17 protein-coding genes are annotated in these 15,253 nt (G+C 32.9%); 12 read left to right on the top strand and 5 right to left on the bottom strand.

Annotation, left to right across the window (positions count from 1 at the left end):
* Window positions 1–80 precede the first annotated feature (80 nt).
* Complete coding sequence (locus HNR32_RS06810) at window positions 81–296, bottom strand: hypothetical protein (RefSeq protein ID WP_183861020.1); 216 nt, start codon at window positions 294–296, stop codon at window positions 81–83.
* A 516-nt stretch (window positions 297–812) separates the two neighbouring features.
* Entirely contained in the window at window positions 813–1,718 is a 906-nt protein-coding gene (gene bla, locus HNR32_RS06815; protein WP_183861022.1) for a class A beta-lactamase, read from the bottom strand.
* A 286-nt stretch (window positions 1,719–2,004) separates the two neighbouring features.
* Between bla and HNR32_RS06820 the strand changes: the two genes are divergently transcribed.
* Complete coding sequence (locus tag HNR32_RS06820; protein ID WP_183861024.1) at window positions 2,005–2,226, top strand: hypothetical protein; 222 nt, start codon at window positions 2,005–2,007, stop codon at window positions 2,224–2,226.
* Between the two features lie 109 nt (window positions 2,227–2,335).
* On the opposite strand, the gene HNR32_RS06825 is transcribed toward HNR32_RS06820, so the two are convergent.
* Window positions 2,336–2,947 carry a LysE family translocator gene (locus HNR32_RS06825; protein WP_183861026.1) on the bottom strand — a complete coding sequence of 204 codons (612 nt, stop codon included), beginning with the start codon at window positions 2,945–2,947 and terminating at the stop codon, window positions 2,336–2,338.
* 332 nt (window positions 2,948–3,279) lie between these two features.
* Window positions 3,280–4,695, bottom strand: a complete 1,416-nt coding sequence (pdxR, locus tag HNR32_RS06830) for a MocR-like pyridoxine biosynthesis transcription factor PdxR (RefSeq protein ID WP_183861029.1) — start codon at window positions 4,693–4,695, stop codon at window positions 3,280–3,282.
* Between the two features lie 199 nt (window positions 4,696–4,894).
* On the opposite strand from pdxR, the gene HNR32_RS06835 reads away from it, so the two are divergent.
* The 9 genes from HNR32_RS06835 (at window position 4,895) to HNR32_RS06875 (ending at window position 12,668) form a co-directional block, all read left to right on the top strand.
* Complete coding sequence (locus HNR32_RS06835) at window positions 4,895–5,596, top strand: AzlC family ABC transporter permease (protein WP_183861031.1); 702 nt, start codon at window positions 4,895–4,897, stop codon at window positions 5,594–5,596.
* Complete coding sequence (locus HNR32_RS06840) at window positions 5,583–5,918, top strand: branched-chain amino acid transport AzlD family protein (protein WP_183861033.1); 336 nt, start codon at window positions 5,583–5,585, stop codon at window positions 5,916–5,918. Before HNR32_RS06835 ends, HNR32_RS06840 begins: the two co-directional genes overlap by 14 nt.
* 80 nt (window positions 5,919–5,998) lie before the next feature.
* A complete protein-coding gene (locus HNR32_RS06845; protein ID WP_221300581.1) occupies window positions 5,999–7,129 on the top strand; it encodes an ATP-grasp domain-containing protein in 1,131 nt (376 codons plus the stop codon).
* 20 nt (window positions 7,130–7,149) lie between these two features.
* Complete coding sequence (locus HNR32_RS06850) at window positions 7,150–7,731, top strand: hydrolase (protein ID WP_183861037.1); 582 nt, start codon at window positions 7,150–7,152, stop codon at window positions 7,729–7,731.
* A 119-nt stretch (window positions 7,732–7,850) separates the two neighbouring features.
* Entirely contained in the window at window positions 7,851–8,681 is an 831-nt protein-coding gene (locus HNR32_RS06855) for a 4Fe-4S binding protein (RefSeq protein ID WP_183861039.1), read from the top strand.
* Between the two features lie 87 nt (window positions 8,682–8,768).
* Window positions 8,769–8,930 carry a hypothetical protein gene (locus tag HNR32_RS06860; protein WP_183861041.1) on the top strand — a complete coding sequence of 54 codons (162 nt, stop codon included), beginning with the start codon at window positions 8,769–8,771 and terminating at the stop codon, window positions 8,928–8,930.
* Window positions 8,930–9,328 carry a type II toxin-antitoxin system death-on-curing family toxin gene (locus HNR32_RS06865; RefSeq protein WP_183861043.1) on the top strand — a complete coding sequence of 133 codons (399 nt, stop codon included), beginning with the start codon at window positions 8,930–8,932 and terminating at the stop codon, window positions 9,326–9,328. The genes HNR32_RS06860 and HNR32_RS06865 overlap by 1 nt, the downstream gene beginning before the upstream one ends.
* Window positions 9,329–9,435: 107 nt before the next feature.
* Entirely contained in the window at window positions 9,436–9,795 is a 360-nt protein-coding gene (locus HNR32_RS06870; RefSeq protein WP_183861045.1) for a VOC family protein, read from the top strand.
* A 218-nt stretch (window positions 9,796–10,013) separates the two neighbouring features.
* A complete protein-coding gene (locus HNR32_RS06875) occupies window positions 10,014–12,668 on the top strand; it encodes a calcium-translocating P-type ATPase, PMCA-type (protein ID WP_183861047.1) in 2,655 nt (884 codons plus the stop codon).
* Between the two features lie 100 nt (window positions 12,669–12,768).
* Here HNR32_RS06875 and HNR32_RS06880 read toward each other — a convergent pair whose 3' ends face one another.
* Window positions 12,769–14,031 (bottom strand): APC family permease, encoded by a 1,263-nt coding sequence (locus HNR32_RS06880; RefSeq protein ID WP_183861049.1) that lies wholly within the window; start codon window positions 14,029–14,031, stop codon window positions 12,769–12,771.
* Between the two features lie 125 nt (window positions 14,032–14,156).
* Between HNR32_RS06880 and HNR32_RS14120 the strand changes: the two genes are divergently transcribed.
* Together HNR32_RS14120 and HNR32_RS06885 are read left to right on the top strand one after the other, a co-directional pair.
* Entirely contained in the window at window positions 14,157–14,294 is a 138-nt protein-coding gene (locus tag HNR32_RS14120) for a helix-turn-helix domain-containing protein (RefSeq protein WP_231038069.1), read from the top strand.
* 30 nt (window positions 14,295–14,324) lie between these two features.
* Window positions 14,325–15,050 carry a substrate-binding domain-containing protein gene (locus HNR32_RS06885; protein WP_231038068.1) on the top strand — a complete coding sequence of 242 codons (726 nt, stop codon included), beginning with the start codon at window positions 14,325–14,327 and terminating at the stop codon, window positions 15,048–15,050.
* Window positions 15,051–15,253 lie beyond the last annotated feature (203 nt).

Below are 15,253 nucleotides of genomic sequence, written 5' to 3' on the forward strand. Positions count from 1 at the left end.
CCCGTGTAGATATTTTTATGGTGATTATATTCTAACACGAGAATAGTCCCTATGGATTTTTTATTTACTGTTCAATTTGATTATACAATTAACCAAAGTATTTTATTATAAAATTTATCCGTTATTACTTCTGCATTTTCAATAATTATTGGTTTTAACTGTTCCAAATAATCTATTCCGGGATTACTCATTTCCAATAATTTTCTTGTAAGCGCATCCGTACCTGTGCTTTTATTAATCAAATCGACATCAACACCATTTTTCTTAGAAAATAACATTTCATTCACTCCGTTCATAATTATTTGATAAATATTACTTCTACAATAATACATCCGCTTCCTTTAATAAAATTAAAAGCCAGACTGGTATAGTCAGATAACTGTTATTTATCCGTTGCTTTCTGGAATCTTTTATAAGACGCTCAAAAATATTATTATGATAAAGATTGTATAAACAGATACATGTTTTTACAATTTTTGTACTCACATACTCTTGATATATTTCAAAACCAAGATTTTGATGTAACTTAATACTAGCAATATAATTCTTATTAACATTACTTGCAATAATTTTATAACCTAATGATTTAGCATATGCTATAGCTGTTTTTGAACCTTGTAATGCATAGCCTTTCCCCTTTTTCTGGTGAAATTCCTATACCAAAACTAACAGTTGAGCTTATATGTTAATATAAGGAAACTACTCCTTTTATATCGTCATTAACTACAATTGCAAACATTTCAAAATATCGTTTACAATATATTTTTAGAACGGTTATTGTTGTCTTTATTGATAACAATAAATTTACAGGTTTATCTTGATGGCCCTCTATTTATTTTATTTATCACAATTTTTGTAACCATAGCCACCAATGCATCATTACTTTTTGCATCTACATTTTTATGTGTAGTCATAACAACAAGGATAATTGGTGCATGGCTAGGACGTGTAATAAATGCGATATCATTACGTGTTCCATAACCACCACTTCCGCTTTTATCAGCAACTTTCCAATCAATTGGAACACCTGCCCGAATCAATGTGTCAGTAATATTATTTCCCGACATCCAATCAAGCAAGAGCGTACGTTTTTCCCTTGGCAATATATTATCTAAAGTATATGCTTTAAAATTCATTGCCATTTGATAAGGGGTACTTGTATCTGAAGTGTCTCCTGGTATAGCTGTATTTAATGTAGGTTCATTTCTCATCACTTGTGTGGTCGTATCATTTATATTTAATAAGGATTTTTTAAAACCATTAATACCTCCAATTTGGCATAATAATAAGTTTCCTGCGGTGTTATCACTAAATCGAATAGCTGCCGAACAAAGATTTTCGATTGTCATGCCTGTTTCTATATGTTTTGATGTAATTGGAGCATAAGATAAAATATCTTCATTATTATAGCTTACGTTTTTTTTCAAATTTTTTAATGAGTTTTGACGTAAAATTTCGCCCACTATAAAAACTTTAGCTAGAGAACAATATGCAAAACGTTCATCATAACGATAACGCACAACAGATCCATTTTCTGTATCCAAAGCATATACTCCAATACGTGCATTATTATCTTTTTCCATTTGTCTAAATTCAGTTTCTATATTTTCTTTTTTATTATTTGCTGATGCTATTAATATTTCATTTCCTGTGAAAAAGAAAACTGCTATTAAAAATATAATATACATTTTCTTATGTCCAATAAATTTTGTATTCACTTTAGTAAACTCCTTTATATTGACATTATGATAGTCAATTTGATATTTGAAAATAATTATCATAAGTAAAAAAATAGAAAAGAATAGTGTCTTAATCACTTATTTTTATATTAATTAAGCATAAAATCGTATAATTTATTTCATCTATTAATTTTAATAAAAGTCAAGAAAACTATTTAAAAAAATAAATAAATATTTATAAAAAATTTGATACAAAACAATACAAAAGTGCTATTATAATTTGGTGATTTATATTAGATGTTTTATAAAAGGAGATCTTAAAAAGATGTTAAAAAAGAAAAAATTAACCACTCTTGTTCTATCTTCATTTATGGCTGTTGGCATATTTGGAGCAACTATTGCATCCGCACATCATGCTACGTCAAAGGTTGACACTAAACCTAAATATGCTGTTGAAACTAATAATGTTCAAGCTGATCAAACTAAACATCATCACCATCATAAAAAAGCTACTTCAGAAAAATATTCTGCTGCAAAAACCAAATAAATTATTTTAACAATTAGAAATTATTTGGTTTCATTTACTTAAATAATAAAAATAAATCACAAGTGCTGTCAGTAATCTGATAGCACTTTATTTTTATATAAACAATATATTATTTAATTTGTGAAATTATACTATACATACCAAATGTACAAATTATTATTCCAGATACTTTATTAATCCAGTTTAATTTTCTTTGATCAAACCGATTTTTAAACTTATTTACTAATTCGCTTAATATTATCCACCATAATATAGATCCTAAAAAAACACCTATTACAAGAAACCGGGCTGACATATATTTCCCTGTAGTATTTCCTACTCCTAATCCCATAAATATTGCGCTAAATGATACTATGGTCATTGGATTGGTTAAAGTTAATATTAATGCTGAGGTGTAATCTTCTAATCTATTAGTACTCCTTGCTTTAGATGATTTTTCAGCTGGTAGAGATATGAATATATGATATCCTAAATAAATTAGATATATTCCTCCAATAATTTGTAAATAACTATGAATATGTAACAAAAAATCTGATATAGTATTTACACCAAATGCAGCTATACATCCATAAAACATATCTGCAGTAGCTGTACCTAAACCAGATATAATTCCACTTGTTCTCCCGTTGGCGATTGTCCGACGTATACAAAGCACTCCTATAGGACCTATTGGCGCTGCAACAGCAAGACCTAATATTAAGCCCTTAAATAAAAAAATCATAATTTCAACTCCAAAACCATCATTCTAATTGATAACACTTCTACTCAATATAGTAAATTCCTCTTTTTGTTTTACAACATAAATAACAGAAAGTGATATCTTGTCCATGCCTATTTATTAGTCATATACCGAGCTTATTCCTAACCCGAATAATTAAAAAACTAAAAAACAATAGACCTTCTCGCCAAGATAATAGAAAGCCAGGGCTGATGGGCACAATTACAGTGTCCACTTGCTCTGGTTTTGTCGTTCGCAGCCACGGTTGTTTACAGGCCGCATTATTATTATAAATATGTTGAATTTTTGAGGTATATTAGTAGATTGAAATTGAATCATAAAAATTTAGACCAGGCTTTTTTTAATCTATGTACACAATCAGGAATATCTTTTAAAGAAATTTTACTAAAGCCTAAAAAAAGTGTATTATCAGGGCAGTCTGCTCTATCCTGCCAAAATTGCATTGTAGGATAAACTTGGACGGACTGTTTTTTGGCGGCGATAATCAATTCAGACTGCTGGACATCGGCAGCAAATTCCAATAGGAAATATTGTCCGCTGTTATTGCCAATGATTTTAATTTTATCATTAAAAATACTAAATTCTTTATTAAAAAGCTCTAAACGTTTGCGAAATATACTATTAAGCCGCCTAATATGACGGTCATATTCACCGTTTTCCAGTAAATAAGCAACTACATATTGATTTAGGATAGGAACAGTACTGTTATAATTTTGGAATTTATCCATATAAATTTCTAGTAACTGTGGTGGTAAAATTATATATCCCATGCGCAGTGAGGGTGATAGTCCTTTGGAGAAAGTCCCAAGATAAATTACATTATTATTTTCATCAATGGACTGTAAGGATGGTATTTGCTTGGCATAATAACGCAGCTCGCTGTCAAAATCATCTTCTAATATATAGGAAGTATTTGTTTTAGCCCACGTTAATAATTCTAATCGTCTATGTATTGGCATTGTGATACCGGTGGGAAATTGATGCGAAGGTGTTGAATAGATTAGGCAGCTTGATATGTCTTGGGGAAATTTATTGACATTAATACCGTATTTATCAATCGGAATAGTCTTGATTTTTAAGTTGTTATTTTTAAATACAGCGGCAGCTTTATGATAACCAGGTTCTTCCATTAAAACGGAAGGTCTCTTATCATGTAATAACTTACAAATAATATCTAATGATTGCTGTAGTCCGCAGGTTATTATAATTTGTTCAGGCTGGCATTTAACACCACGAATTCTTCTGAGATAAGCAAGTAAATTTTCCCGCAGATATATTTCTCCCTGTTTGTCTAAATGTGAAGATAATCGTGCTTGCTGGTCGAGAATATCAAGGCATTTTATTGTAGTGCGGCGCCAGAGCGTTTTAGGAAATAAATCATTGGTATGGCTGCCATTAGTTAAGTCATATTTAATGTCTTGTGCTTTATAAGTAGCTGGCAATGGCTTTTTTATCACTAAAAAAGGTTGTGCAGATGTGGTGATGGACAATTTAGGCAAAGCAGTAATTATATAGCCAACACCTTTTTGGGCAATGATATATCCTTCTGTAGCTAATTGGCTATAGGCAGTATCAACAGTATTGCGGCTGATATGTAAAGTTTGGGCTAAGGTACGGCTGCCTGTCAAAATAGTGCCTTCTTTTAAAACATGCAGTAGTATATCAGTTTTTATTTGGTTATAAATTTGTAAGTATAAAGGTTGTTTAGTATTTTTATTAAGATAAATCATAATATTATCCTCCAAATAAAATGGTGGCACTGTTTTTTTATTATTTAGTGGCTCTTATATAAGTGCCACTTTTAGTGTATCATAAATAAAAAATAAAACAAACGATTATAATAAGAATAAAATTTGACAGTAATACTTAAAAAGTGTAATATTGTAAAAATATATTGTATACAATAATAGTTTGGAAAGCGAGGTAATTATGTCTGTACAAAAGGCTGCTTTTCGCGCAGCGCTGCCCCATACTTTACCAATTTTAGCAGGTTTTTTGTTTTTAGGTATTTCCTATGGTTTTTTAATGATCAGTAAAGGTTTTTTGCCCTTATATCCTATTTTTATGAGTATGTTTATATTTGCCGGTTCTATGGAATTCGTTACAATGGGGCTATTATTAACAACTTTTAATCCGTTAGCGGCATTTATACTGACATTAACAGTAAATGCCAGACACATTTTTTATGGTATTTCCATGCTGGATAAATTTAAGCATATGGGAAAAAAGAAATTATATCTTATTTTTGGTATGTGCGATGAAAGTTTTGCCATAAATTATGCCACCAGAGTCCCCAATGGAATTGATAAAGACTGGTTTATGTTTTTCGTTACCTTGTTGAATCATATTTATTGGGTTGGCGGAGCTACTATCGGGGCAATACTTGGCAAGTATATACATATTGATACTACGGGGATAGATTTTGTTATGGCAGCATTATTTATCGTGATTTTTCTTGAGCAATGGCTGCAAAATGCTCAGCATAGCTTTTCATTATTGGGGCTATTTATTTCAGGCTGTTGCTTATTGTTATTTAATGATAATTTTATAATTCCGGCGATGATTTGCATCGTGGTAAGCTTTTTATTATTAAAGAAAGTAAAAGAGGTGAAGGCCGATGCAGTCAACTAGTTATGCCATTATAACTATTGCCGTAGTAGTTTTAGGAACGATGCTGACACGGTTTTTACCATTTATTGTTTTTCCGTCAAACAAACAGCCTGCACCAATCATAAAATATTTGGGCAATACATTGCCGGGAGCAGTAATTGCTTTACTAGTAATATACTCATTAAAAGACACTACTATTCTTAGTGGTAATCATGGCTTGCCGGAATTAATCTCTATAAGCGTGATTGTGATATTACATTTATGGCGTCGTAATATGCTGCTTAGTATTGCAGCAGGAACTATTATTCATATGGTACTGCTACAGACAATTTTTGTCGGATAATATTATTGTATATATAAGCAAAATATATTGGAGGAAGTGTTGTTGTGGTTATTTTGGATAGGCCTTATATTTCAGAATTAATGTTAAAGTATTTAAGTGATAATGATATTCCGGTACTTAATAATGATTTTGCACGAGAGTGTTCAACAAGATATAAGCTAAACCTTATGAATGATGAAAAATTTAAACAAGAATTTTTAAAAACAGGAAAACTATATACAACCTCTGAGAATGCGTTGGAATGGATATATGTCAACTTACCTGAGCATGATATTGTAAAAAAGATACAATTATTAAAAGATAAGGCTGCTTTTAGACAAAAATTGCAACCATTATATCCAGAGTTTTTCTATAAAGAATTATCCTTTGAGGATCTTGTTGCATATAAGGATAAAGAAATAAAATATCCCCTGGTATTAAAGCCGGCTGTTGGCTTTTTAAGTTTAGGTGTATATACAATTTATACTAAAGATGATTTTGATGAAGCGATAGCTGAAATACAGAAGAATGAACAGAAGTGGTCGGAAAATTTTCCGGCAGCAGTAATAAAAAAATCCTGCTACATTTTAGAAGAATATATACCGGGAAAAGAATATGCTGTTGATTTTTATTATGATGAAGCTGGTAACCCCGTTATTTTAAACATTTTTACGCATAAATTCGCTTCCTGTTCTGATGTCAGTGATAGAGTATATTACACAAGTAAAGAAATAATTGAACAGTATAAGCTGGCATTTGAAGAGTTTTTTCAAAAAGCCAATACGTATTTGGGATTAAAAGATTTCCCAGTGCATGCCGAGATAAGAATGCATAATGGCAGGGTTTATCCAATAGAATTTAATCCGATGCGGTTTGCCGGTTTGTCCAGTACTGATGTGGCTTATTATGCTTATGGCATAATAACTGTAGATTATTTTTTACATAATAAAAAACCTGATTTTGCAAATATACTTGCCAATAAGGGAAACTTATTATACAGCTTGATATTGCTTGACAAAGCTGATAAAAATATACCGTGTAGGGCATTTGATTACGAAAAAATTTGTCAGTCATTTAAAAAAGTATTGGCTTTGCGTAAAATAGATAATCCTGCTTTAGATGTATTTGGTTTTGTTTTTGCCGAAACGGCAATGAATGATGAACAGGAACTAGACTATATATTAAAATCGGATTTGCGGGAATTTTATAAAGAAGCAGTACCAGTAAAATAATATATTATGAGGTGATTTAAATGCAGACAACGATAAGTAAAGAACAGGCAATAAGTCTTTTGAAAAAATACAATAAAGAAGAATTCCATATTGTACATGGGATAACTGTTGGGGCGGTTATGCGTTGGTACGCAGAAAACTTAGGTTATGAACAAGAGGCAGATTTTTGGGAAAAAGTAGGACTTTTGCATGATGTTGATTTTGAACAATATCCGCAGCAGCATTGCCAAATGGCACCGCAGTTATTGCAGGAAATCGGGGCGGAAGATGAATTCGTTCATGCTGTATGTTCACACGGCTATGGTATTTGCGTTGATATTGAGCCAAAAGAAGAGATGGAAAAAGTACTCTTTGCCAGTGATGAACTTACCGGCTTAATCGGGGCAGCAGCTCTTATGCGTCCATCAAAAAGCGTGCAGGATATGGAACTAAAAAGTCTAAAGAAGAAATTTAAGGATAAAAAATTTGCAGCTGGCTGTTCAAGGGATATTATAAAGCAGGGTGCACAAATGCTTGATTGGCCAATAGATGATTTGTTGGAAAAAACGCTTATGGCGATGAAGGATAAAGAAGAAATAATACATAAAGAAGCTGTAATGTAAATAAAAAACTCTTGTTGAAATAATTTTTACTTCAGCAAGAGTTTTTTATTGATTTTACTAATAGTGTATGTGGGCGTATAGTATAGATATAAGAAAATATAGTTAAATAAGGTGATTTTATGAATAAAATGGATATAATGTCCTTAGCGGAAACATTTGTAAATAGCTCAAAAGATAATATTATGATGCAGGAACGAGCAAATGTTCATCAATTATCAGAACCAAAGATATTCGAAGAGCCATTATGCGGGATAAGTGCAGCAACAGACAGTCTTTATTATGAATTAAAGAATGAAACCGGGATAGGTGAGCATTTCCTTTTGCCGCAGCAGTGGCTACCACAGGCGAAAAGTGTTATATCATTTTTTCTGCCGTTTACTGAGCAGGTACGGATAAGTAATAGAAAAGATAAAATCCAGCCTTCACAGGAGTGGCTATATGGTCGCGTTGAAGGACAGGAATTTATTAAAAAATTCATTATACATATACAACAAAAAATTCAGCAGACTGGTTATAAAGCAATTGTTCCAGCTATGGATGAAAAATTTTGGTCTAAAAGTAAATATGATTCAGCTACAGCCCATCCTGATAATTCATTTACCAGCAATTGGTCAGAGAGGCATGTCGCATTTGTGTCGGGGCTTGGAACATTTGGTTTATCAAAGGGGATTATTACCGAAAAAGGGATGGCTGGACGTTTGGCAAGTTTAGTTACTGACATGGAATTAGCGCCTGATATTCGTCTGTATAAGGAAATATATGAATACTGTACTGAGTGTGGTGCTTGTGTAAAAAGATGCCCAGTCAGTGCTATTTCATTGGCGCAAGGGAAAAATCATGATATTTGTTCTAGCTTTTTGAATAGCACCAAAGAAAAATATGCGCCTAGATATGGCTGTGGTAAATGCCAGACAGCAGTTCCTTGTGAAAATAAGATTCCGTACGTATGATATGTTAGCGAATATGGTATATCAAATGAGTTAGCTTTTAATAATTTGTTGTTGTATAATATAACTACATAGAAGGGAGTGCTTTGTATGGAGATACAGAATGATGGTAAACAAAAACCAATTAATCCGCAAAAAAGAAAAATTATTACCAGTGCGAATAATAATGATTTGGCTGAAAGAATAAAAGCTTCGTCTGCACGCATTATGAAGAAAAATGCTAAACTCTATAAAGCTCTTGAGAATAAATAATGGACTTTAAAGAAATCAGAGCTTTTATTATGGAAGATGTCATTGCTTTTCATAATGATTTAGAAAAAGATTTTGTTGTTAAGTCAGGTATTAAAGATTTGGGATTACTGGATTCAGCTGTTAATAATCCATTTCAAACATTCGGCAGTGAAGAGCTTTATCCATCAATTTTTGATAAAGCTGCCCAGCTTTGCTATGGTATTGCAAACAATCATGGTTTTACAGATGGCAATAAGCGGACCGCTGTACACAGCATGGAAGTTTACTTAGATATTAATGACATAATTATAGATTATGACGAAGAAGAAATGGAGAATATTATAGTCAGTGTTGCCGCTGGTAATATGACCAGCAAAAAATTAGCTGATTGGCTAAAAGAAAAAGAAATTAAAAAATGATTCTTCACTGCTTAATAATATTCGAGACTTTGTTAGATTATTATAACTAGATATTGTTAATGTAAATGAATTAGTGTTATCTTTTAATAAGAAAAGGAACTGATTTTATGAAATTTAAATTTGCTCATAATAATTTTAATGTGCTTGATTTAGAAAAAAGCATGGCTTTTTACGAAAAGGCATTGAATTTAAAAGAAGTACGTCGTAAGGAAAAGCCTGATTTTACTTTGGTATATTTAGGTGATGGTAAAACTAATCATACATTAGAGCTTACTTATTTAAAAGACCGTAAGGAAAAATATAATCTGGGAGAAAATGAATTTCATTTAGCATTTGCTGTGGAAAACATGGATGAAGCTCATGCTTTGCATGAAGAGATGGGCTGTATATGCTATGAAAATAAGGAAATGGGAATATATTTTATTTCTGATCCCGATGGTTATTGGCTGGAAATAATACCAGCTTAAATGCAGGGATAATATACAATTAATAATAATAAAAGAGTTATTGCTTTAGATAATATTTTATAATATAGTAAGATATTGTTTAGATGCGGATAACTCTTTTTTATGTAGTATTAGCAAAATTAATAAAAGGAATTTTTATCCAGTGTTTAGAAAATGTTATTTAATAGTTATTAAACAACAGCAATTTCTATCGAAAATAATAGTCGGGGAGAACGTATATGAGTGAGTTTATAAAGGACCGCAAAAAATTATTGCAGGAATTGCATAGTGATTTAGAGCAGGGCCTGTCTAATGAACAAACTGAAAAAAACAAGGAAAAATATGGGATAAATATACTTTCACGTGAGAAACCAAAATCCATGGTAAAGCGGGTATGGGAAGCTTCTACCGAGCCAATGATTATTATGCTGATTATGGCAGGGATTATTGATGTAGCCGTTAATTTTATACGCTTAAGTGCTATGGGCGAAGCTGATTTTTTAGAATCAATTGGAATATTTGTGGCAATTGCTCTTTCAGTGGTAATCACTGTTGTTATGGAAGGAAAAAGCGCCAAGGCTTTTGAAGCACTGGCTAAAATTGGTGATGATGTCAGCAACAAAGTTCTTCGTAATGGGGAAATTTCTATATTAAAGCAACAGGAACTTGTTGTTGGAGATATTATCATGCTGGCTATGGGGGATAAAATTCCAGCAGATGGAAGACTGCTGGAAGGAGTAAGTATAGAATCAGATGAATCAGCGTTAACAGGTGAGAGTGTTCCGGTCAAGAAAAATGCAGATGCTATATTGAAAGACGAAAAAACGCCGTTGGCTGAGCGTATTAATATGTTGTATGCCGGTAATTATATTACTAATGGTTATGGCAAGATGCTTATTACTGCTGTAGGCGATAATACGGAATTTGGTAAAATAGCCCAGGAATTGACTAAAACGGGGAAATCTTCTACACCATTACAGGAAAAACTATCTAAATTGGGAAAATCAATCACTATTTTAGGTGTACTGGCGGCAGCAATTATTTTTATTTCTGAAGTTATAAGTTTTATGACAGTAGGTACCCTTACTTTAGAAGTGCTTTTGGAAGCATTTATTACCAGTATAGTATTGATAGTAGCGGCTGTTCCTGAAGGGCTGCCTACTATTGTAGCGGTATCATTATCTATTAACATCATTAAACTATCACAGCAAAATGCTTTGGTTAAAAAGATGATTGCGTCAGAAACAGTTGGCTGTATTAATGTTATATGCTCGGATAAAACTGGGACATTAACTGAAAATAAAATGACAGTAGCTTCTTATTATGACAATGAATTCCATGCTAATCCGTTAGAGCTTAGCTGTAAATGGATGTATCATAATATCTGTTTAAATTCCACTGCCGATATTTCGCCTGAGGGCGAGTTTATCGGAAATCCCACTGAATGTGCCTTGCTTAATTTTTATGAAAAGTCGTCAGCTCGTCAAGAAATAGGTAAAGCTTATAAAGAAGAACGTATTAAGCATGATGTATTGATGGCATTTCCCTTTTCTTCAGAATTAAAACATATGACTACCATCAGTAAGGTCAATAGTCAGATTATTTCTTATGTAAAAGGAAGTCCCGAAGTAATTTTTTCCATGTGCAGTATTTCTGCTGAAGAACAGCAAAAAATTGAACAAAAAATCATAGCTGCTGAAAAAAAGGCGATGCGGATAATTGCTTTTGCCCATAAAGAAATAGATGCAATGCGTGATTATGAAAATGAAAATCTTCATCCTTTGCTGGAAACTGATATGGTTTTTGATGGTTTTGTCGCTATTTCAGATCCACTGCGCAGCGATGTATATGAAGCTGTTAAAAATTGCCGTCGGGCGGGTATTGATTTAAAAATATTAACAGGCGATAATATTATCACCGCCACTGCTATTGCTCAAGAGCTGCATATTTTAGACGAAGGAAAAATTGCAGTTGAAGCAAAGAAAATAATTGATTTGGATGATAATGCTTTATTAGAAATATTACCGCAAATAAGTGTAATTGCCCGTAGTACGCCAACGATAAAAATGCGTGTAGTAAAATTATTAAAAGAGCAAGGTAATGTAGTTGCCGTTACTGGTGATGGCATTAATGATGCACCGGCATTGAAAAATGCCGATGTTGGTATTGCTATGGGCATATCGGGTACAGATGTATCAAAAGAAGCCAGTGATATTGTCCTTTTAGATGATTCATTTTCCACTATTGTCAAGGCAATTGCCTGGGGACGTGGCATTTATGAAAACTTTAAACGATTTATTCAGTTCCAATTGACAGTTAATTTAGCGTCAGTTATTGTTGTTTTTGTATCGATTATCTTAGGACTAAAGGCACCGTTCACAGCTTTACAGTTATTATGGATTAATATTATTATGGATGGACCGCCGGCACTTACATTGGGGCTTGAACCCATTTATGCTGATTTGATGAGCCGTAAACCAACCAAGCGTAATGAAAGTATCGTATCTAAGCCGATGCTAATAAGAATTGGTCTGACAGGTGTATATATATCCGTAGTATTTTTGGCACAGTATATAATCAATTTCTTAAATGCACAGTCACAGGAAATGATTACGGTATTATTTACACTATTTACCTTATTTCAGCTGTTTAATGCCTTTAATTGCCGTGAACTTCACTTAGTAAGTATTTTTACCCATTTATTTAAAAATAAAATGATGGTGGGAATAATTTTGCTTACATTTTTGTTACAGATGATTATTATTCAATTTGGCGGTGCTTTTTTTGGTACGGTTCCACTTGATGTGCAAATGTGGGGTAAAATAATCCTTACAGCATTTAGTGTAATAGTATTATCGGAAATTATAAAATTTATGGGACGAAAGTTATTCTAATCAGGCAGAAAAAATAACTTTATTTCTAGCAAAAATACCACCAAGCGTATTAATTATTTTACGATTGGTGGCATTTTTTGTGGGGAATTCAGAGAAATTATTAAATCCTTTTAGGCACTAAAAAGTGGGAGTATTTAATAGAGAAAATAATTGTAATTAATAATGGATATAAAATATACCACCCCATAAATAGAAAAAGTATACCGGTAATAATACAACTTAAATATGCTAAAATTTTAAATTTATAATTTTTCAACATTCTAGCGGCTCCCAGCAGTCCAAGGGTATATACCATAAGAAAATTAGTGCAGGGAATACTGATAAACATTTGCAGATTCCAAGAAAAAAAATAACTTAAAAACAGCATCAAATAACATATAGGCAAGAAAGATAACAACGCATTAGCAGGTGTTTGGAAGCGGGGATGAAGCTGGGCAAATATAGCAGGCAAATGATGTTCACGAGCCTGAGCATAAATTACACGGGAAAAGCCGGCAAAAAACGTATGTACGGGGCAATAACAGGCTAGGCAACCTAAAATGCCAATAATGCCAGCGGCTAAATTGCCTGAGCCGAAAGAAAAAAGTGTAAGCATGGCGGTAAAAGGACTGGCTTTTAAATAAACTTCACTGCCAATGATAGCAATAATAATTGCTATATAAAGAAAATTTATGACAATTGCTGAAATCCCCAGACTAAGTGGAATATCACGCTGGGGATTTTTGAATTCTTCTGCCAAATTACTAATGATTTCCCAGCCAGTAAAGGCAAAAAAGATTAAAGATATTGATTTTAAAACGGGGATAAATCCATGTAAGAAGAAAGGTGTAAATGCTGTATGATGAATATGGGGCAGGCTGGTATAAATAGCAAATAATAAAATGAATAGAATAAATAAAACAAAGATAAGCTGAGTCATGCCGGAAAATTTGATGCCGCGGTAATTAAATAAAATAGCCAAGGTAATAAGTATAGCGGCGGCTAAATGATTCATTCCACTACTCCAGCCTAAAAATGCACCAAGATAAGTTGTACCAATAAGTGAGGTGATGGGCATGCCAAATGGCATAGCACCTACGAAAAACAGACTGGATAGTTGTCCGCAATAGGAATTTATACCTTGATCAGCATAAGTGGAAATGCCGCCGGCGTTTGGGTATTTAGCAGACATTATGCCAATTATGCTTATCATTGGCAGTGATAATATTCCCATAAAAAACCAGCTAAGCAGCGCACCGGGACCGGCAATCTGCGCTGTTAATGCCGGCAGTACAAGAATTCCAGCACCGATTACGGAACCAATTGTTATGGCACTGCCCTGCAGCCAGGAAAGACTTTTCTTTAGTGTAGTTGATGTTTGCATAAAAATCGACTCCTTTAGATTAAAATACTTGTCCAAAATATGAATTTATATTATCATGAAAACATATAAAAGATAAGTCGATTATTTTAGATATAACAATCGGTAAAATCGATTAAGGGGTATTTATGCAGACAAAAAATTTAAATTCATTTTTAGTGGCCGCCCGGGTATTAAACTTCGGTGAGGCAGCTAAAATACTTAATTATTCACAGTCAACAGTATCTGATCAGATAAAGAATCTGGAAATTGAGCTGGATGTGTAGTTATTTGAACGTATCGGTCGCAGGATATTTTTGACGGAGGAAGGCAAAAATCTTCTGCCGATTGCTGATAATATGGTACGCCAAGCCGAGAATATAAAAATAATGTTTCAAAAACCAGAAATGATGCAAGGAACACTGAGAATTGCTGCATCAGAGACACTAAGTTCCTATTGGTTGCCACCGCTATTAAAGGAATACCAGCAAAGTTATCCCAACGTGGAATTATGTATCAGCATAGGTGACTGCAGTAAATTTCCCCAATGGCTGCAGGAAAATATGGTGGATATTGCTTTTTCCCAGCAGCATAAAATAGTACTGCCTCAGATACGACAGACTGCTTTGTTTTCATGGGAAGCCGTCTTTATCATGTCCAAGGACCATTCGCTTAGCAATAAAAAAGAATTGCTGCTGCAGGATTTTGTTAATCAAACACTGCTCTATCCTGATTCTGAAGTTGGTTATCCCTGGGAATTGCGTGATATATTAAAACAACATAATATAAAAACACATACTGTTTTAGAATTTGGCAGTATTGAATCAATAAAACAATTTGCTAAATATGGGTTGGGTATATCAATATTGCCAGAAATAGCAGTGCAAAAAGAAATAGAAACAGGCGAATTAGTCGGTATTAAAAGCAAGGTAATTAATATTCCAATTACAGCTCGCATGCTGTTTCATAAAGATAAGTGGTTATCGCCTCAGCTAGCGGCATTAGAAAAACTTGTATCAGGAAAAATAAAACTTGATTATTAATTTGGAACTCTATAACTATTGAAATACATCACAAGTTGTGTTATTATAAAAACAAAAGAAGCAGTCCTGACGGCCTGCTTTCTCAATCGTTTATTTCATAAAAATAATCGTCCAAGTTTGCGAGGCTGGGGCGATTATTTTTTTATGAGTAAAACCAAAATGATTAACAATGTTATATACATAATATTATTATCCATATGGCA

This window comes from Pectinatus brassicae (assembly GCF_014201835.1).
Lineage (GTDB): Bacteria > Bacillota > Negativicutes > Selenomonadales > Selenomonadaceae > Pectinatus > Pectinatus brassicae.